The 17895-nt window shown below is 59.7% G+C and carries 19 protein-coding genes and 1 pseudogene; 10 read left to right on the top strand and 10 right to left on the bottom strand.

Annotated features, from left to right (window positions below):
• Window positions 1–51 precede the first annotated feature (51 nt).
• The 4 genes and pseudogenes from QRN31_RS30780 to QRN31_RS30765 form a co-directional block, all read right to left on the bottom strand.
• A pseudogene (locus QRN31_RS30780) lies at window positions 52–276 on the bottom strand (YgaP family membrane protein); the annotation flags it as partial.
• Between the two features lie 91 nt (window positions 277–367).
• On the bottom strand, window positions 368–838 hold the full coding sequence (locus QRN31_RS30775; RefSeq protein WP_008153126.1) for an RNA methyltransferase: 471 nt from the start codon (window positions 836–838) through the stop codon (window positions 368–370).
• A 191-nt stretch (window positions 839–1029) separates the two neighbouring features.
• On the bottom strand, window positions 1030–1404 hold the full coding sequence (locus tag QRN31_RS30770; RefSeq protein WP_285436637.1) for a YajD family HNH nuclease: 375 nt from the start codon (window positions 1402–1404) through the stop codon (window positions 1030–1032).
• A 49-nt stretch (window positions 1405–1453) separates the two neighbouring features.
• Entirely contained in the window at window positions 1454–2140 is a 687-nt protein-coding gene (locus QRN31_RS30765) for a spermidine synthase (RefSeq protein ID WP_090188515.1), read from the bottom strand.
• Between the two features lie 80 nt (window positions 2141–2220).
• On the opposite strand from QRN31_RS30765, the gene QRN31_RS30760 reads away from it, so the two are divergent.
• Entirely contained in the window at window positions 2221–2511 is a 291-nt protein-coding gene (locus QRN31_RS30760; protein ID WP_285436635.1) for a hypothetical protein, read from the top strand.
• Here the strand turns inward: QRN31_RS30760 and QRN31_RS30755 are convergent.
• Window positions 2508–2981, bottom strand: coding sequence for a cyclic nucleotide-binding domain-containing protein (locus QRN31_RS30755; protein ID WP_285436634.1), 474 nt, complete (start codon window positions 2979–2981; stop codon window positions 2508–2510). The two genes, QRN31_RS30760 and QRN31_RS30755, sit on opposite strands and share 4 nt — an antisense overlap.
• A gap of 195 nt (window positions 2982–3176) precedes the next feature.
• The gene (locus QRN31_RS30750) at window positions 3177–5231 is read right to left on the bottom strand and encodes a S9 family peptidase (protein ID WP_285436633.1); all 2055 of its coding nucleotides are present in this window, start codon (window positions 5229–5231) and stop codon (window positions 3177–3179) included.
• Window positions 5232–5383: 152 nt separating this feature from the next.
• Between QRN31_RS30750 and QRN31_RS30745 the strand changes: the two genes are divergently transcribed.
• The 3 genes from QRN31_RS30745 to QRN31_RS30735 are packed head-to-tail and all read left to right on the top strand — an operon-like array spanning window position 5384 to window position 7240.
• Window positions 5384–5881 (top strand): MFS transporter, encoded by a 498-nt coding sequence (locus QRN31_RS30745; RefSeq protein WP_285436631.1) that lies wholly within the window; start codon window positions 5384–5386, stop codon window positions 5879–5881.
• Between the two features lie 26 nt (window positions 5882–5907).
• A complete protein-coding gene (locus tag QRN31_RS30740) occupies window positions 5908–6684 on the top strand; it encodes a class II glutamine amidotransferase (protein ID WP_090181320.1) in 777 nt (258 codons plus the stop codon).
• A 13-nt stretch (window positions 6685–6697) separates the two neighbouring features.
• Entirely contained in the window at window positions 6698–7240 is a 543-nt protein-coding gene (locus tag QRN31_RS30735) for a DUF2937 family protein (RefSeq protein WP_285436629.1), read from the top strand.
• A 97-nt stretch (window positions 7241–7337) separates the two neighbouring features.
• Here the strand turns inward: QRN31_RS30735 and QRN31_RS30730 are convergent, their stop codons facing one another.
• A complete protein-coding gene (locus QRN31_RS30730) occupies window positions 7338–8252 on the bottom strand; it encodes a LysR family transcriptional regulator (RefSeq protein WP_285436627.1) in 915 nt (304 codons plus the stop codon).
• A 147-nt stretch (window positions 8253–8399) separates the two neighbouring features.
• On the opposite strand from QRN31_RS30730, the gene QRN31_RS30725 reads away from it, so the two are divergent.
• The 4 genes from QRN31_RS30725 (at window position 8400) to QRN31_RS30710 (ending at window position 12141) form a co-directional block, all read left to right on the top strand.
• A complete protein-coding gene (locus tag QRN31_RS30725) occupies window positions 8400–9686 on the top strand; it encodes an MFS transporter (protein ID WP_285436626.1) in 1287 nt (428 codons plus the stop codon).
• A gap of 78 nt (window positions 9687–9764) precedes the next feature.
• Window positions 9765–10517: a 5-oxoprolinase subunit PxpA gene (locus QRN31_RS30720; RefSeq protein ID WP_285436625.1), complete on the top strand. Its 753-nt coding sequence runs from the start codon at window positions 9765–9767 to the stop codon at window positions 10515–10517.
• Window positions 10514–11218 carry a 5-oxoprolinase subunit PxpB gene (gene pxpB, locus QRN31_RS30715; RefSeq protein ID WP_285436624.1) on the top strand — a complete coding sequence of 235 codons (705 nt, stop codon included), beginning with the start codon at window positions 10514–10516 and terminating at the stop codon, window positions 11216–11218. Before QRN31_RS30720 ends, pxpB begins: the two co-directional genes overlap by 4 nt.
• Entirely contained in the window at window positions 11215–12141 is a 927-nt protein-coding gene (locus QRN31_RS30710) for a 5-oxoprolinase subunit C family protein (RefSeq protein ID WP_285436622.1), read from the top strand. Before pxpB ends, QRN31_RS30710 begins: the two co-directional genes overlap by 4 nt.
• Window positions 12142–12248: 107 nt before the next feature.
• Here QRN31_RS30710 and QRN31_RS30705 read toward each other — a convergent pair whose 3' ends face one another.
• The 3 genes from QRN31_RS30705 to QRN31_RS30695 all read right to left on the bottom strand — a co-directional run bounded on the left by QRN31_RS30705 (window position 12249) and on the right by QRN31_RS30695 (window position 15628).
• Window positions 12249–13427: a vWA domain-containing protein gene (locus tag QRN31_RS30705; RefSeq protein WP_285436620.1), complete on the bottom strand. Its 1179-nt coding sequence runs from the start codon at window positions 13425–13427 to the stop codon at window positions 12249–12251.
• Between the two features lie 25 nt (window positions 13428–13452).
• On the bottom strand, window positions 13453–14298 hold the full coding sequence (locus QRN31_RS30700) for an AAA family ATPase (protein ID WP_222590206.1): 846 nt from the start codon (window positions 14296–14298) through the stop codon (window positions 13453–13455).
• Window positions 14299–14551: 253 nt separating this feature from the next.
• Window positions 14552–15628, bottom strand: a complete 1077-nt coding sequence (locus tag QRN31_RS30695) for an AsmA family protein (RefSeq protein ID WP_285436618.1) — start codon at window positions 15626–15628, stop codon at window positions 14552–14554.
• A 126-nt stretch (window positions 15629–15754) separates the two neighbouring features.
• Between QRN31_RS30695 and cysK the strand changes: the two genes are divergently transcribed.
• Entirely contained in the window at window positions 15755–16729 is a 975-nt protein-coding gene (cysK, locus tag QRN31_RS30690) for a cysteine synthase A (protein WP_285436617.1), read from the top strand.
• 223 nt (window positions 16730–16952) lie between these two features.
• Window positions 16953–17891 (top strand): aspartyl/asparaginyl beta-hydroxylase domain-containing protein, encoded by a 939-nt coding sequence (locus QRN31_RS30685; RefSeq protein WP_259151370.1) that lies wholly within the window; start codon window positions 16953–16955, stop codon window positions 17889–17891.
• The last annotated feature ends 4 nt before the right edge of the window (window positions 17892–17895 follow it).

Raw genomic sequence — 17895 nt, 5'->3', positions numbered from 1 at the left:
GCAGTGCATCGGGCGTTGGGGTGAAACAGGTGTAAACCTATTTCAGGACTAGACAAGGCTCTTGACCGAGCTGTGCCCGGTAATGCCACGGGCCAGTGCCACGCCGCCGATCGCCACTTGAATCAAGCCGAACACACCGCCGCGACGCAGTCCTTTACCCATCATCACCACGCCACCGGCCAGGGAGCCGATGCGCTCCCAACCCTGAACGTTCTGATCGGAATGAGTCTGGAACGGGGTGGGTCCGATGCGTTCTACGCGTTTGAGTTCGTTCATGATCTGTCTCCTGGCGGAATCGCTGCTTCAAGAATAGATAGTTAAGCTGACTGCCAGGGCGGTCCGCTTGTTCCATCGGATGTCGGGTGATTCAGCGGAATTTCGCCCCGGAACGGGTGTTGAGTCCCTTGGACATGCGGTCGTACAGCACGACGTTGACGGTGGCGGCGAGGTTCATGCAACCGGTGGTCGGGATATAGACCACGTCTTCGCACCAGTCGCGAATCTCTTTATCCAGCGAGCCGTCTTCCGGGCCGAAGATGTACAGCGCGCGATCCGGGTGCGTGTATTCCGGCAGCGAGCGAGCGCCTTCGACCAGCTCCACTGCGACGGGCACGCAGCCCAGGGGCAGGATTTTCTTCAGGTCGTCGATGCCGATCAGCGGAATGTCGTAGTGGACGCGCTTGGTGTCGGTGACGAAATCGGCGGCGCGCTCATAGCGCTTGCCGGTGTAGAACACGGACGCCACGCCATAACAGCCGGCGGCGCGCATGACCGAGCCGACGTTTTCCGGTGATTTGGGGTTATACAAACCAATGCAGCTGTACCGTTTGTCTGCCACGAGCGGGGTGCCTTCGGGGAAAAACGGCGATTATACGGGGATTGGGGGAGGGCGGGCAGTGATCGTTCCCACGCTCTGCGTGGGAATGCCTCAACGGTCGCTCCGCGTCCGGCTGTGAAGGGACGCGGAGCGTCCCGGGCTGCATTCCCACGCAGAGCGTGGGAACGATCAGCATCAGGCAACTGAAATCTTCAGTCTTCTTTCTTCATCAACCCAGCCAACGCCGCAAACGGGTTGTGCGTCGCCTTGGCGATTTTCGGGCTGCTGAGCGAGCCTTCGTCGAAATACTGCTGGTCGGTGTACCGCGAGTGTTCGTTGTCATGGCAATACAGGCACAACAATTCCCAGTTCGAGCCGTCCTGCGGGTTGTTGTCGTGGTTGTGGTCGCGGTGGTGCACGGTCAGTTCGCTCAGGCGTTTGCCGGAGAACTCGCGGGCGCAACGGCCACACACGTGCGGGTACATTTTCAGGGCCTTGTCGCGGTAACCCATTTCCTTGTCGCGCTGGTTGTCGGCAAGGATGCGGTCCAGCTTCGACGTGTTGGACGGAGGCGTTGACGAACTCATGGGTTCACCTTTGTAAAAAGACTAATGACGGTAATAGGTGCAGTTTAGCTCAGCCCTTGAGCTTCTCGGCAATCCAGATGGTGTGGCGTGTGCCTTTGTTGCCATGGGCGAAGACCTGGACTTCTTCGGCTTTGAAACCGGCCTTTTTCAGCTTGTCGGAAAACTGGCGGTCCGCACTGGCCGACCACACGGCCAGCACGCCTTTGGGCCGCAGCGCCTTGGCGCAAGCGCTCAGGCCACCGGCGGAGTAGAGCCAGCTGTTGGCCTTCTGGGTCAGGCCTTCGGGACCGTTGTCGACGTCGAGCATGATCGCGTCGAAACCTTGTGGCTCGGCTTGCAGGACCTTGGCCACATCCTCCATGCGGATCACCGTCCTCGGGTCGAGCAGCGGATTCCCGGCTTTCTCGCCCAGTGGTCCACGGTTCCATTCCACAACGCCGGGCACCAGTTCGGCGACGACCACTTGCGCGGTCTTGCCCAAATGCTTGAGGGCCGAGGCGAGGGTGAAGCCCATGCCCAGGCCGCCGATCAGCACGCGCGAGTCGGGCCGGCCCGCCACCTTGCGGCACGGAATCTCGGCCAAGGCATCCTCGGAACCGTGCATACGGGTGTTCATCAACTGCCCGCCATCGCCGCCCTGGATCTTGATGACGAAATCCTCGCCATACTCGAACAGGCACAGGGCGCCGCCGTTCTCGGGGATAGGGGCGGTGTCGAGCAGAACAAAACGTTTCATGGAAATCTCAAATTGGGGGAAGGCAAACAGAGGCAGTTGGGAGTAGCCTGCCAATGACAACAAGGCCAACGGAGCCATTGATGAAGCGCACCATTCTAACGGTCATTGCCTTGGCCGCGCTCTCGATAACTGCAGTGCGGGCCCAGCAATTGCAAACCCTTCCAACCAGCCCCACACCGCTGCCGGGGTCGCCCGGCACCGCGACACCGACGCCTTACCCGCAAATCACTCCGACGCCCCTGCCCAAGGCCGGGCCGGGCAGCGGTGGCCCACCGCTGGTGCCGATCGAAATGCCCAGTCCTCCGACCAAGGATCAACCAGTGCCGGGCATCGAACCAAACAGCACAAAGGACAAGTCGCCCGGCGGTTAGATCTGTTGCGAGATCAGTTGCCCGTCGGCCATGCGCAAGCGTTTTGAAAGGGCGACGGCGAGGGCGCGGATGATCTTGGCGGCGATTTTCGGCGCGTCGTTGATCATCTTTTCCAGAGAGTCCTTGCCCAGGTTCAGCAGCTGGCAGTGACTGGCGGCCACGCAACTGGCCGAGCGCCGTTCACCATCGAGCACGGCCATTTCGCCGAACGAGCGACCGCTGCGCAAGGTGGCCAGGGTCACCAATTGCCCGTCGCCGTTAGTCTTCTGCACCGACACCTGGCCGGTGTGGATGATGCACATGAAACTGCCGGCATCGCCTTCGTGGAAAATCTCTTCGCCCTGGGCGATGGTGCTGATGCTGAAGTAGCCCGAAGCGGCCGCGAAATCGGCCGGCAGCAATTGATCGAACAGGCCGCAATCCATCAGCCAGTCGCGGATTTCGTTGTTCAGTAAGGTCGGTTCTGACATGTCGGCACGGTCTTTTTCTTGTGTCTGGTTCCGGTTATTCGGGATGTCTCCAATCCCCTGTGGGAGCGAGCTTGCTCGCGATAGCAGTTTGTCATTCAACATCAAAGCTGAATGTGCTTCCGTCATCGCGAGCAAGCTCGCTCCCACATTGAGAGGGGGGGCAGGTCTTAAGACCAAAACGCCGGGCCAAGTTCCTCAGGCAATTCCCCAAATCTTGAAAACAAATGCGTATTCGAGTGCTACGTCACGCAATCCCTGATAACGGCCGCTCATCCCGCCGTGGCCGGCACCCAATTCGGTCTTGAGCAGCAGCGGATTATTGTCGGTCTTGGTCGCGCGCAATTTCGCCACCCACTTCGCCGCTTCCCAGTACTGCACACGACTGTCGTTGTAGCCGGCAATCACCAGCATTGCCGGATAGGCTTGCGCGGTGACGTTTTCATACGGGGCGTAGGCCTTGATCCGATCATAGACGTCCGGCTCTTCGGGATTGCCCCACTCGTCGTATTCGGTAACGGTCAACGGCAGTTCCGGGTCGAGCATGGTGTTGAGCACATCGACAAACGGCACCTCGGCAATCGCCGCGCCGAACAGATCAGGACGTTGATTGAGCACCGCACCGATCAGCAAGCCACCGGCGCTGCCGCCGCTGATCGCCAATTGAGAAGGCGTGGTGAAACCGTTGGCGATCAAGTGCTCGGCGCAGGCGATGAAATCGCTGAAGGTGTTGTGCTTGTGTTCCTGCTTGCCGGCGCGATACCAAGCTTCGCCCAGCTCGCCACCGCCCCGCACGTGAGCAATGGCAAACGCAACGCCGCGATCCAGCAGGCTCAAACGGGCGTGGGAGAACCACGGGTCAAGGCTTTCGCCGTAAGCGCCGTAGCCGTAGAGATAAAGCGGTACAGGTTTTCCGAGCGCTTCGCGTTTGACCACCAGGCTGATCGGCACTTGTGTGCCGTCGGGCGCGGTGGCCCACAAGCGTTGGCTGACATAGGCATCGGCATCGAACGGACCCAGCACCGGGGTTTGCTTGAGGACGGTCTGCTCGCCGCTGGCCAGGTCCAGCTGACGGATTTGCGCCGGTCGGTTCAGCGCTTCGTAGCGCAGGCGGATCTTGTCGCTGACAAACTCCAGGCTGTTCTGCACATGCAGGCTGTAAGCCGCATCCGGCAGTTGCACGCGGTAATGCGGCAGTTCCTGGGGATGAACTTCGATGATCGGCAAGCCACCTTCACGCAGGCTCAGGGTTATCACGCCGAGGTTCAGGCTCATGCCCTCGATCATCGTGGTGTCGTTGTGGGGGATCAGGTTCTGCCAGTCGGCCTCGGTCGGCGCCAATCCAGTATCGACGGCGGTGTACAGGGCAAAGTTGATACCGTCGCGGTTGGTGCGAATGAACCAGGTCCACTCACCGTTCAGCGTGCCGTGGTCCACATCGTATTCATGGTCTTCCACTCGTGGCGCAATGCAGGTGAACGCCTGATGCGGCTGCGAGGCGTCGAGGACCCAGACTTCGCTGGTGGTCTTGCTGCCCAGCGACAACAGCAACTGCTGCTCGGAACTGGAACGGTAGCAATGCAGGAAAAACCTGCCATCGGGCTCATTGAAGACTTCTTCGGCTGCGGTGCCGTCCAGTCGATAGCGCAACAGTTTGTGCGGACGGTGAGTGTCGTCCAGTTCACCGAAAAACAGCGTCAGGCTGTCGTTGGCCCAGGTCATGCTGCCATCGCAGTCCTGGAACTCCAGTTCGCTGACACGACCGTTGGATAATTCCTTCACAAACAGCGTGTAAATCTCATCGCCGGTGGAATCGATGCTGTAGGCCAGGCGTTGGTGGTCCGGGCTGATGCTGAACGCGCCGAGGGAAAAGAAGCCGCCCTTGGCCAGTTCGTTCGGGTCCAGCAGCAGTTGCTCCCGGGCTTCGTCTAGCTGCAGGCTGTCATCGGCCGGACGGGGGCAGCGGTAATGACGGGCGTATTCGTCACCGGCCGTGGTGCGCGTGTAATACAGGTACGGGCCCCAAGGGGAAGGCAGTGACAGGTCGGTTTCGAGAATCCGGCCCTTGATCTCTTCGAACAGGGTTTCGCGCAGCCCGGCCTGATCGGCGGTTTGCGCCTCTTGATAGCTGTTTTCAGCCTTGAGGTAGTCGAGCACCGCGTCGGTGTCGCGCTCCTGCAGCCAGGCATACGGGTCATCGCCCTCGGCCTTGCGGGCAATGGGCGCGTCGGAAACGTTGACGGATAGGGGCATGAAGGGCTCTCGGGCGTTGTACGAAATAGGGTTTTGCAGGCGCAATGCAACTCTTGATGTCTCTGCCGGCCTTGTGTCATGACCGACTGGCATTGGGACAAGCCTGATGTGCGAAAAGTCGTTACTATAAGCGCCTCTTTGCCTGCCTTGCCATGGACACCATGACCGAGAACGACTATCTGATCGCTTGGGGCCTCTACGCCTTTGCCGCTTTAGGCTGCCTGCTGGTGTGGATGCGCATGACCCGCTGGATGTGGCGCTGGTTGCGTGAGCCGCTGCAGCTGCTGGTCGCCGTGCTGCTGTTCAGCCCGACAATCATCGACCCGGTGAAGGAAAAAGTGGCCCCGGCCATCGCCATCACCACGCTGGACCTGGCTTTCAAGGTCGGCAACAACGCCTGGCGAGCGATTTCCGACCTCTTGATGTACTCCATGATCGCTTTCGGTCTTTACCTGGTGGTCGTGGCGATTCGTTTTCCGATCGAGCGCGCGTCCAGGGCTCGCAAGGAACAGGCGGCTGCCGCCAAGGCCGCGGCCCGGTCCGACGAACCTGAAGACGATCAGCCCTTCGGCGGGGCTGGCGATGATCGGTACGGTCGTCCACCCGTTCCGAGCAACCCTCAGCGTTTGCGGGTCGAACCGCGTTTGTAATCCGGCCTTGAAGCGAGAATCCGAGCATGTGTGAGTTATTGGGCATGAGCGCCAATGTGCCGACCGACATCGTGTTCAGCTTCACCGGGCTGATGCAGCGAGGCGGCCGCACCGGCCCACATCGTGACGGCTGGGGCATCGCCTTCTATGAAGGTCGTGGCCTGCGGCTTTTCCAGGACCCGGCCGCGAGCTGCGAGTCGGAAGTCGCCAACCTGGTGCAGCGCTATCCAATCAAGAGTGAAGTGGTGATCGGGCACATCCGCCAGGCCAATGTCGGCAAGGTTTGCCTGTCCAACACCCATCCGTTCGTGCGTGAACTGTGGGGGCGCAACTGGTGTTTCGCCCACAACGGCCAGTTGGCCGATTTCAATCCAACCGCCAGCTTCTATCGTCCGGTCGGCGATACTGACAGCGAAGCGGCATTCTGCGACCTGCTCAACCGTGTTCGCGCAGCGTTCCCGGAGCCGGTTGAAGTCGAAGACTTGTTGCCGGACCTGGTAGCCGCCTGCGCCGAGTACCGCAGCAAAGGCGTGTTCAACTGCCTGCTCAGCGACGGTGACTGGCTGTTCTGCTATTGCTCGACCAAATTGGCGCAGATCACCCGTCGCGCGCCCTTCGGCCCGGCGCGTCTGAAAGATGTCGATGTGATCGTCGATTTCCAGGCCGAAACCACGCCCAACGACGTGGTCACGGTGATCGCCACCGAACCTCTCACCGAAAACGAAACCTGGACCCGCTATGAACCGGGCCAATGGAGCCTCTGGCGACGCGGCGAATGCGTCAGCCAAGGCAAGACCGAATAAGGACTCACCCCTCATGTTGCTCAGTTATCTACGGCTTGTTTTGTTTGCGGCGGGCCTGTTGATTGGCGTTCAGGTGCCTGGGTTTATCAGTGATTACGCGAAACGGGTCGAAGCGCATCTGATCGAGGCCCAGACCGGCCTGACGGGTTTCCAGGGCACGGCCAATGAGTTTTTCAAGGGCGATATGCAGGCGCTGGTCGCTCATTATCGTGCCAGCGAAGACCCGATCTTTCGCAGCGATGCCGATAGCCTGAGCACGATGCTCACTCGCCAGCTGGCGCTCGACAAGCAATTCCAGGCCATGCAGGGCCCGTGGTACATCCGCTTCCTGCAAGTGGCGCTGGCCGCTGATCCGGATATTCGCAAGGAAACCTGGTACGGCTACAGCTACCAGATCCTGTTGACGCCGGAAGCGATGATCTGGGGCATGAGCGGCGCGTTGCTGCTGTCGTTCGGGATTGAATGCCTGTTCCGCCTCATCGACTGGGTGGTGCTGGGCGGCAAACGCCTGCGCCAGAGCCGTCCGATCGTAGACCGGGATGTGCGCGGCCTCTAAGCCAGTGATCGTTTGATCGTTTGATCGTTCCCACGTCGAGGCGTCGAACCGTCTGCGTGGGAATGCAGCCCGGGACGCTCCGCGTCCCATCATCGGTTCAGCGCGCCAGCGTGATGTAATCCTCGCCCACCTTCTGCGCATACCCCTCCAGCACCTGCTGACACAGCGTCACGATCTCCTCGACCCATTCCACGCCCACCCGCCACGACACCACCACCTGCAAGTTCGGCGGCCGTTGATCGATGGCCAGCAGGGTCAATTCCCCCCGTGCGAGCTCCTCGGCCACCAATACCGGCGGCAACGCGCCAATGCCAAATCCGTCGCGCAGCAACCGGGTAATTGCCGACACCGAATTCACGCAATTGAGCCGGGGCGTCAGAATCCCGTTCGCCTGCATCAGACTCAGGATGTCCTGATGCGGATGGGAGTTTTTCGAGTACGTAATGATGCGTTCGCGCGCCAGGTCGGCAATGCCTGAATACTCGCGGTTGTAGATTGAACTGCTCGCCACGATCCAGCCCATCGGGTGGCTGGCCAGCTCCAGGCTGCGCACGCTTTCCTGGCGCATCAGATCGGTCTGCAGGATCAGATCGAGGAAGCCTTTTTGCAGCTGATCGCAGAGGTTCAGCGCGGTATCGGCCACCAACTCGATTTCCACCAGTGGGTAGTGATCCATCATCTGCGCCACCAATGGACTCAGCCAGGTGTGAATCACCGTGTCCATCACGCCGATGCGCACGCGCCCGACTTTGCTCGAGCGCGTCTCGATCGACTGCTTCAGAGCCTGCATGGTGTCCATCATCTGCTCGGCGTATTCGAGCACTTTCAAGCCTTCGGGCGTCAGGCTCACGCCGCGAGAATCGCGCAGAAACAGCTTCACGCCGAGCTCGCCTTCGAGCACCGCGATGCGGCTGGAAATCGACGCCTGGGTGGTGAACAGCTTGTCGGCCGTCAGGCGAAAACTCTTGAGGCGGGCGACCCAGACAAAGGTCTCAAGAAACTTCAGGTTCATGGGATAAAGTTTTTCTTATGTCTAGGGCGGGTTTTTATTAGTTGGACGCAGCAGGGCCGGCAGCCCAAAAATCAGGCCATCCGGTTCCCACGATAGGCGTCGTCGGGGCTCAGAACAATACCAATAAAATTTGTACGGAGAGTTGCCATGAGTGCGCCCGACACGCTCGACATCCCCAAGGCCACGGCTCGCCCGGGACCTTTCGACTGGTACCGCAACATCAATCAGCAGGAACGCCGGACCTTCTGGAGCTGCAAGATCGGCTACGGCCTGGACGGCATGGACACTCAGATGCTCAGCTTCGTGGTCCCGACCCTGATTGCGATGTGGGGCATCACCACCGGTGAGGCCGGGCTGATTCACACCAGCACGCTGATCGCCTCGGCCATTGGTGGTTGGGTGGCGGGGATTCTGTCCGATCGCATCGGTCGCGTGCGCACCTTGCAACTGACGGTACTGTGGTTTGCCGGCTTCACCTTCCTCTGCGGCTTCGCGCAAAACTACGAACAACTGTTGATCAGCCGCACTTTGATGGGGTTCGGCTTCGGCGGCGAGTGGACGGCTGGCGCCGTACTGATGGGTGAAGTGATTCGCGCCAAGGACCGTGGCAAGGCTGTGGGAATGGTGCAATCGGGTTGGGCACTGGGCTGGGGGCTGACGGCAATCCTGTACGCGCTGCTGTTCTCGGTGTTGCCGCCGGAAGACGCCTGGCGTGCGCTGTTTATCCTGGGCATCGTGCCGGCGATTTTCGTCATATTCGTCCGTCGGCTGGTCAAGGACCCGGAAATCTACCGCGAAGCCAAGGCCAAGCAGGAGCCAAGCAACCCGGCGAAGTTCTACGAGATTTTCGCTCCGGGCATCCTTTTCACCACGATTCGCGCGTCGGTCCTGACCACGGGCGCACTGGGCGGTTACTACGCGATCACCTCCTGGTTGCCGACTTTCCTCAAAAACGAGCGGGGATTGAGCGTACTCAACACCAGTGGATACCTGGCGATGGTGATCGTCGGCTCCTACATCGGTTACGTCATCAGCGCGTATTTGACTGACATCCTTGGCCGTAAGAAGAATTTCATTCTGTTCGCGGTTGGCTCTTTCACCATCGTTTTGCTCTACACCCAATTGCCGGTCAGTAACGCTGTGATGCTGTGGCTGGGCTTCCCGTTGGGCTTTTTTGCCTCTGGGATTTTCAGCGGCATGGGCGCCTTTCTGACTGAGTTGTTTCCAACGCGGATTCGCGGCTCGGGCCAGGGTTTTTGCTACAACATCGGTCGGGCACTGGCGGCGCTGTTCCCGCTGTTGATCGGCTTGCTCAGCCAAAAGGTGCCGTTGAGCGTAGGCATCGGGGCGTTTGCGGCGGTGTCCTACGGCGTGGTGATTCTCGCGGCGCTGAGCCTGCCGGAAACCCGTGGCAAACAACTGGATGCCCAATAACAAAAACGGCAGCAACTGATAATCTGCGGGGTATCTGCCCCGCAGCAAAAAAAGAATATGCCTACAGGAGTGTTCAACGTGAGCCGCCTGCTATTGAACTGCGACATTGGCGAGAGCTTTGGCAACTGGACCATGGGTCTGGACGCCGAGGTCATGCCCTTCATCGATTGCGCCAACATCGCCTGCGGTTTCCACGCCGGTGACCCGAGCATCATGCGCAAGACCGTCAGCCTGGCCCTGAGCAACGGCGTAAAGATTGGCGCGCATCCGGCCTATCAGGATCTGGTCGGTTTTGGCCGTCGTTCCATGGCCTACACCGCCCAGGAACTTCAAGACATCCTGCATTACCAGATCGGTGCCCTCGACGGCATCTGCCGGGCTCAGGGCGGGCAGGTGAGTTACGTCAAACCGCACGGCGCGATGTACAACGACATGATGGCCAAGCCGGCGCAACTGCGTGCAGTGCTTCAGGCCGTGGCGGCGTATGACCGCACTTTGCCGCTGATGCTGATGGCGACCCGCGACAACAGCGCCGCCCAGCAGTTGGGCGATGAATACGGCGTGACGCTGTGGTTCGAAGCCTTCGCCGATCGCGCCTATGACAGCGCGGGCATGCTGGTCTCGCGGCAACTGCCGGGCGCGGTGCATCACGATCCCGAGACAATCATTGAGCAAGCCCTGACCATTGCCCGTGGAGACAACCTTACGGCCAGCGACGGCAGCGCCTTGTTCCTGCAAGCCAATACCCTCTGCGTGCACGGCGACAACGCCAGTTCGGTGGCAGCCGTGCGCCGGATCCGCGCAGCCCTCGATCAGCAGAGCGCACCATGAAACCGCGGGTAGAGGTGGTGGCCCTGGATTGCCTGATGGTGCGTCTGTTTGACGAGATCGCCGAGGCAAACATGCCGTGGATGCTGGCTGCCAGCGAAAGCCTGCGTGCGGCCTTCGCCGGGCATTTGATCGATCTGGTGCCGTCGTACACGACGTTGATGGTGCATTACGACCTGAGCGCGTTGAGTCCGTCTCAGGCACGGGAATTGATCGCCGAAGCCTTGATCGATCTGTCACCGAATGCCCGCACTGGCGGTAAATGCCATGTGCTGCCGGTCTGGTATGACCCGAGCGTCGGCCCGGAGCTGAGCCTGTTGTCCCGGCGCAGCGGATTGACGGTGGAGGAGGTGATCCGCCGACACAGCGAACACGAATATCAGGTGTTCGCCTTGGGCTTCGCACCAGGGTTCGCCTTCATGGGATTGGTGGAAGAAGTGCTCGCTGCACCGCGTCTGAATACGCCGCGTAAAAAGGTTGCCGCCGGCAGCGTGGGCATCGCCGAACGGCAAACCGCTGCTTATCCGGTGGTTTCTCCCGGCGGCTGGAACCTCATCGGCCGCACACCGGCCAAGTTGTTCGACCGCGAACGCGACGGTTACAGCCTGATGCAACCGGGCGATACGGTGCGCTTTGAAGCGGTCAGCCATGCCGAGTTCATCAATCTGGGCGGCGACGACACACCGTTGGAGGCGCAGGCATGAGCCATCTATCGATTGAAGCGAGCACGCCGCTGTGCCTGTTGCAGGACGCGGGCCGTTTCGGCGTGCGGCACTTGGGCGTGACTCAGGGCGGGGCGCTGGATTGGCGCTCCATGTCGTGGGCCAACTGGTTGCTGGGCAATGAGCTGGATGCAACGGTGGTTGAAATCACCCTGGGTGGGTTCACCGTGGTGGCCGAGGATGATTGCGTGCTGGCGCTGGCCGGCGCGGACCTGGGCGCGCAAGTGGACGGCGAGCCCTTGGCACCGTGGCGCAGTTTCCGACTGAACAAAGGCCAACGCTTGCAATTCACTCAACCGCTGCTCGGGGCACGGGGCTATCTCGCCGCGCCGGGCGGGTTTGAAGCCCCAAAAGTGTTGGGCAGCAGCGCCACGGTGGTCCGCGAAGAACTCGGTGGCCTGGATGGCATGGGCCGGGCACTGGCCAAAGGTGCACAGTTGAATTATCGCGGCAGTTCGCTGCTGTTGCTGCGACAGTTGCCGGAAGAACATCGACCGGATTTCAACGTCGATTTACCGCTGGATGTGGTGCTCGGTGCGCAGATCGGTGAGTTCAGCGGACAAAGCCTGTTCGATGCCTTCAACAGTTTCTGGACGCTCGACAGCCGCGCCGACCGCATGGGCATTCGCTTGCTGGGAACGGCGTTGCACTATCAGGGTAAACCGATGATTTCCGAAGGCATCCCGCTGGGCGCGGTCCAGGTGCCGCCGGACGGGCAGCCGATCGTGTTGCTCAATGATCGGCAGACCATTGGCGGTTATCCACGCTTGGGAGCGTTGACGCCATTGGCGCTGGCGCGTCTGGCGCAGTGTCTGCCGGGGGCGAAGGTGCGATTGAAACCGGTGGTGCAGGACGTGGCACATCGGGAGCAAGTTGAGTATTTGCGGCGGTTTTCTTCGCACTGATCGTTCCCACGCTCTGCGTGGGAATGCCGCCCGGGACGCTCCGCGTCCCTGTGACGCGGAGCGTCACTTGATGCATTCCCACGCAGAGCGTGGGAACGATCGGTGTTCTACTTGGACAGAAACCGCATCCCTTCCTCCAACCCCCGCAACGTCAGCGGGTACATCTGGTCGTCAATCAAGTCCCGCACGATATTGGTCGATGACGTATAGCCCCACGTATCTTTCGGATACGGGTTGATCCAGATGAGCTTCTTGTACTTTTCCTTGAACCGCTGCATCCACACGTAACCGGCTTCTTCGTTCCAGTGCTCGACGCTGCCACCGGCCTGGGTGATTTCATAGGGCGCCATCGCGGCGTCACCGATGAAGATCACTTTGTAGTCGGCGCCGTATTTGTGCAGCAGGTCCTGGGTCGCGGTGCGCTCGGATGTGCGGCGCATGTTGTTCTTCCACACCGATTCATAAACGAAGTTGTGGAAGTAGAAGTACTCCAGGTGCTTGAACTCGGTCTTGCAGGCCGAGAACAATTCCTCGCAAATCTTCACGTGCGCGTCCATCGAGCCGCCGATGTCGAACAGCAGCAAGAGCTTCACGGTGTTACGCCGCTCCGGGCGCATCTGGATATTCAGCAACCCGGCATCTTTGGCGGTGTGGTCGATGGTGCCGTCGATGTCCAGCTCTTCCGCCGCGCCCTGACGTGCAAACTTGCGCAACCGGCGCAGAGCCACCTTGATGTTGCGCGTGCCCAGTTCAACCGAATCGTCGAGGTTCTTGTACTCGCGCTGATCCCACACTTTGACCGCTTTGCCCTGGCGTTTGCCGGCATCGCCAACCCGGATGCCTTCCGGGTTGAAGCCGCCTGAGCCGAACGGGCTGGTGCCGCCGGTGCCGATCCACTTGTTGCCGCCGGCGTGGCGTTCTTTCTGTTCTTCGAGGCGCTTCTTGAACTCTTCGATCAGCTTGTCGAGTCCCCCCAGGGACTGGATCGCCGCTCGCTCTTCGTCGGTCAGTGAACGCTCGAATTCCTTGCGCAACCAGTCTTCGGGAATCAACGCCTGAAGGTGATCGTCGAGTTTTTCCAGGCCGTTGAAGTAAGCCCCGAACGCCCGGTCGAACTTGTCGAAATGCTTTTCGTCCTTCACCAGAATCGCCCGGGACAGGTAATAGAACTCGTCCATGTCGGCAAAGGTCACGCGCTGTTTCAGCGCGTTGATCAGGTCCAGCAGCTCACGCACCGAGACCGGCACCTTGGCGGCGCGCATTTCATTGAACAGGTTGAGCAGCATGGCGTTGGCCTCTATCTAATGGAGCTTAGCGAGTGCCACGACGGCTCATGAACGCCAGGCGCTCGAGCAACTGCACGTCCTGTTCGTTCTTCACCAGCGCGCCGGCCAGTGGCGGGATGGCCTTGGTTGGATCGCGTTCGCGCAGTACGGCTTCGCCGATGTTGTCGGCCATCAGCAGCTTGAGCCAGTCCACCAGTTCGGAGGTTGACGGTTTTTTCTTCAGGCCCGGGACTTTGCGCACATCGAAGAACACGTCCAGCGCTTCGCTGACCAGGTCTTTCTTGATGTCCGGGTAGTGCACGTCGACGATCTTCTGCAACGTCACGCGATCGGGGAACGCGATGTAATGGAAGAAGCAGCGACGCAGGAAGGCGTCCGGCAGCTCTTTCTCGTTGTTGGAGGTAATGATGATGATCGGGCGCTTCTTGGCCTTGATGGTCTCGTCGATCTCGTAAACGTAGAACTCCATCTTGTCGAGTTCTTGCAGCAGGTCGTTGGGGAACTCGATGTCGGCCTTGTCGATTTCGTCGATCAGCAGGATCACCCGCTCCTCGGACTCGAAAGCCTCCCAGAGCTTGCCTTTTTTCAGGTAGTTGCGAACGTCGTGGACCTTCTCGGTGCCCAGTTGCGAGTCACGCAGGCGGCTGACCGCGTCGTACTCGTAAAGACCCTGATGCGCTTTGGTCGTGGACTTGATGTGCCAGGTGATCAGCTTGGCGTTGAAGGACTCGGCCAGTTGCTCGGCGAGCATGGTCTTGCCCGTGCCCGGTTCGCCCTTGACCAGCAGTGGACGCTCCAGGGTAATGGCGGCATTGACTGCCAGCTTCAGGTCATCGGTGGCGACGTAGGCCTGGGTGCCTTCGAACTTCATCTGCTAATCCTCGAACGGTAACGCCGACCTGAACGGGGCAGGGCGGGGCGCAATAATTGTAGTGCCCGACTATAACGCGCAGGCCGGTCGACTGTGAACGCAGACGGCTTATTCAGTCTCTGAATGGAGCGTCACATCTTGACTCAGTCTCGGCCGCTAGCCAGCATTGAGCTATCGCCATACGTCAGCGCCCGCAATATCACGCGCTACAGCAGTGGCCGTGAAGCGGTGCCCCGTTCGTGACCCGCAAGCCTTAACCTGCTTCCGGCTTCGGCCGTTCGTACCGAGCGTTGAATGCCTGGATGAAACCATTGCGTAAAATCTGCAAAAACGCATTGAACGCGCTGATATCTTGCCGATGGACATTACCGCTCAGTTCAACCCGCGTGGCGAACTGATTCTTGCCCTGATTTTTCAGCACCGTTTCGGAGCCACCAACAATGGCCTCCCAGATTGAACGGAATAGCCCTTTGTCCTTGTTTTCCACGTCCTGGTGCCAATTGAACACGTCGACGTCCTTTAACAGCGGTTTGATGTAGCCAGTCAATTTGGCCTTCTTGGCTTGCGCTTCAATCACCACGTCGCCGTGACCGGCGTTGAAGTCGAACTTGCCGTAGGCCGAGGCGAAGTCATTCATGCGTCTGAGTTCGATGTCCTTGGCCCGCAGGCGGAATTCGAAGTCTTCGAAATTGCTCAACGGGTCGAAGGTCGCGCTGGTTTCCAGGGGCGCATGCCCAAGCAACAGCGCCTTGCCCTCGAAGCGCGCATCGCGTTTGCCTTCGGTATCGACCACGTTGGTCAGATTGAAAATGCTGGCGTTGACTTGAGTGGCGTTCATGTTGACGGGGGGAGTGGAGCTGAAATTGTGAAAACTGATCTTGCCGTCGTAGATGCGCACCTCGTTCAGGGTGAACGGCGCCAGTTTGCTCAACTGCGCACGCCAGTCGGTGCCTTTACCGGTTTGGGAGTTCTGTTTGTTGGCGCCGCCGTCGACGAAGTTCACCTCGGGGTTGAAGAACTTCACTTCAGCCACCACGGCATGGTCATAGATCAGCGAATGCCAGCTGACGGCGAGGTCGATCAACGGAGCGTTGACGAACGGCACCGGCACCTTGCCTTCAACTTTGACGATTTTCAATCCGTTGATTTTGTAGGCGCCGCGCCACCAGGCCAGATCCACGTCGGTCACCTGGCCTCGGTAATCGCCCATGTTCGCCAGTTTGTCATTGAGGTAATTACGCACGAGGTACGGCAGGGTGATGTGCAGGGCAATCAGAACCAGAGCAAGGCCGGCGAGGGTCCACAGAGGCCAACTGTATCGACGTTTCATGGTGGCATACCTCTGGCTATGTAAAGCATTGACTGCGCCGGACAGCGGACGTTCGACCTGACTGGACGACCAGCGGCAACAGGCATACCTTTGGGAGCTAATTCAACGCTGTACAAGGACCCAGCCATGAGCCGTATTTACGCTGACAACGCCCATTCCATCGGTAATACACCGCTGGTGCAGATCAACCGCATTGCCCCGCGCGGCGTGACCATCCTGGCCAAGATCGAAGGGCGCAACCCCGGCTATTCGGTCAAGTGCCGGATCGGCGCGAACATGATCTGGGACGGCGAAAGCTCCGGCAAACTCAAACCTGGCATGACCATCATCGAACCGACGTCGGGCAACACCGGCATTGGCCTGGCGTTCGTTGCGGCGGCTCGTGGTTACAAACTGATGCTGACCATGCCGGCCTCCATGAGTATCGAGCGTCGCAAGGTGCTGAAGGCACTGGGCGCCGAACTGGTGCTGACCGAACCGGCCAAGGGCATGAAAGGCGCCATCGAGAAGGCGAGCGAAATTCTTGCCAGCGACCCGGCCAAATACTTCATGCCGGCGCAGTTTGAAAACCCGGCCAACCCGGCGATTCACGAGAAAACCACCGGTCCGGAAATCTGGAATGACACCGACGGTGCGGTAGATGTGCTGGTGGCCGGGGTCGGAACGGGTGGAACCATTACCGGGGTTTCGCGGTATATCAAGAATACGCAGGGCAAACCGATTATCTCGGTGGCGGTAGAGCCGGTGGTATCGCCGGTGATCACCCAGGCGATTGCCGGTGAAGAGATCAAGCCCAGTCCTCATAAAATACAGGGCATCGGCGCCGGTTTTGTCCCGAAAAACCTGGACTTGTCGATGGTCGACCGCGTTGAGCTGGTGACCGACGAGGAGTCCAAGGCCATGGCTCTGCGTCTGATGCAGGAAGAGGGGATTTTGGCCGGTATTTCCTGCGGTGCCGCCATGGCAGTCGCGGTTCGCCTGGCTGAAACACCGGAAATGCAGGGCAAGACCATCGTCGTGATCCTGCCGGACTCCGGCGAGCGCTACCTGACGAGCATGTTGTTCAGCGATCTGTTCACCGATCAGGAGAATGAACAGTAAAAAGGCGCTATGTATGCGCGGATATTCATCGTCTGATCAGCAGGGCTGATCCAGGTCAGCCCCTGTTCAGGAGCCCTATGTTAATAAGTGCTTTGTTGCACAATGCTTAATACTGAATGTTTGGTTTTGCGGGTTTTTCTCGAGGCCGGTAATGTTTATCATGGCCGGCTGCCACGTCGGGTAAGAGGCGTTGCGCATAGAGCCTATTCTCAAGGAGTCATTAATGACCTTTTCCTTAGCCGCGAAAGCGTCAGTGTTGTTGCTGTTCCTCGGCAGCACTCTCTATGTGCATTTGCGTGGCAAGGCGCGGTTGCCGGTGTTGCGTCAGTTCGTCAACCATTCCGCGTTGTTTGCGCCTTATAACGCCTTGATGTACCTGTTCTCCGGTGTGCCGTCCAAGCCGTATCTGGACCGCAGCAAATTCCCGGAGCTGGACGTGCTCAAGGACAACTGGGAAGTCATCCGCGACGAAGCCATGCACCTGTTCGACGAGGGGTACATCCGCGCCGCCGAAAAGAACAACGACGCCGGTTTCGGTTCGTTCTTCAAGAAGGGCTGGAAGCGTTTCTACCTCAAGTGGTATGACAAGCCGCTGCCTTCGGCTGAAGCCTTGTGCCCGAAAACCGTGGCGTTAGTCAGCAGCATTCCCAATGTCAAAGGCGCCATGTTCGCTTTGCTGCCGGGCGGCAGTCACCTCAACCCGCACCGCGATCCGTTCGCCGGTTCCCTGCGTTATCACCTGGGGCTGTCGACACCGAATTCCGATGATTGCCGCATCTTCGTGGACGGCCAGGTTTACGCCTGGCGCGATGGCGAAGACGTGATGTTCGATGAAACCTACGTGCACTGGGTCAAGAACGAAACCGAGAAAACCCGCGTCATTCTGTTCTGCGACGTCGAACGGCCGCTGAGCAATCGCGTCATGACCCGCATCAACCGCTGGATCAGCGGCCTTCTCGGTCGCGCCACCGCCCCACAGAATCTTGATGATGAACGTGTCGGCGGGATTAACCAGGCTTACGCCTGGAGCAAGAACTCCAGCGATAAGTTCAGTGGCGTAGTCAAACGCTGGAAACGCCGTAATCCCAAGGCCTACCGCGTGTTACGGCCGGTGTTGGCGGTGGTGGTGTTGACGTTGTTGGGGTATTGGTTGTTTGGGTGATTTC

Origin of the sequence: Pseudomonas sp. fls2-241-R2A-110 (genome assembly GCF_030209165.1) — a bacterium.
In the GTDB taxonomy this organism is placed as follows: Bacteria; Pseudomonadota; Gammaproteobacteria; order Pseudomonadales; family Pseudomonadaceae; genus Aquipseudomonas.
This window is presented reverse-complemented; position numbering and strand designations above follow the sequence as displayed.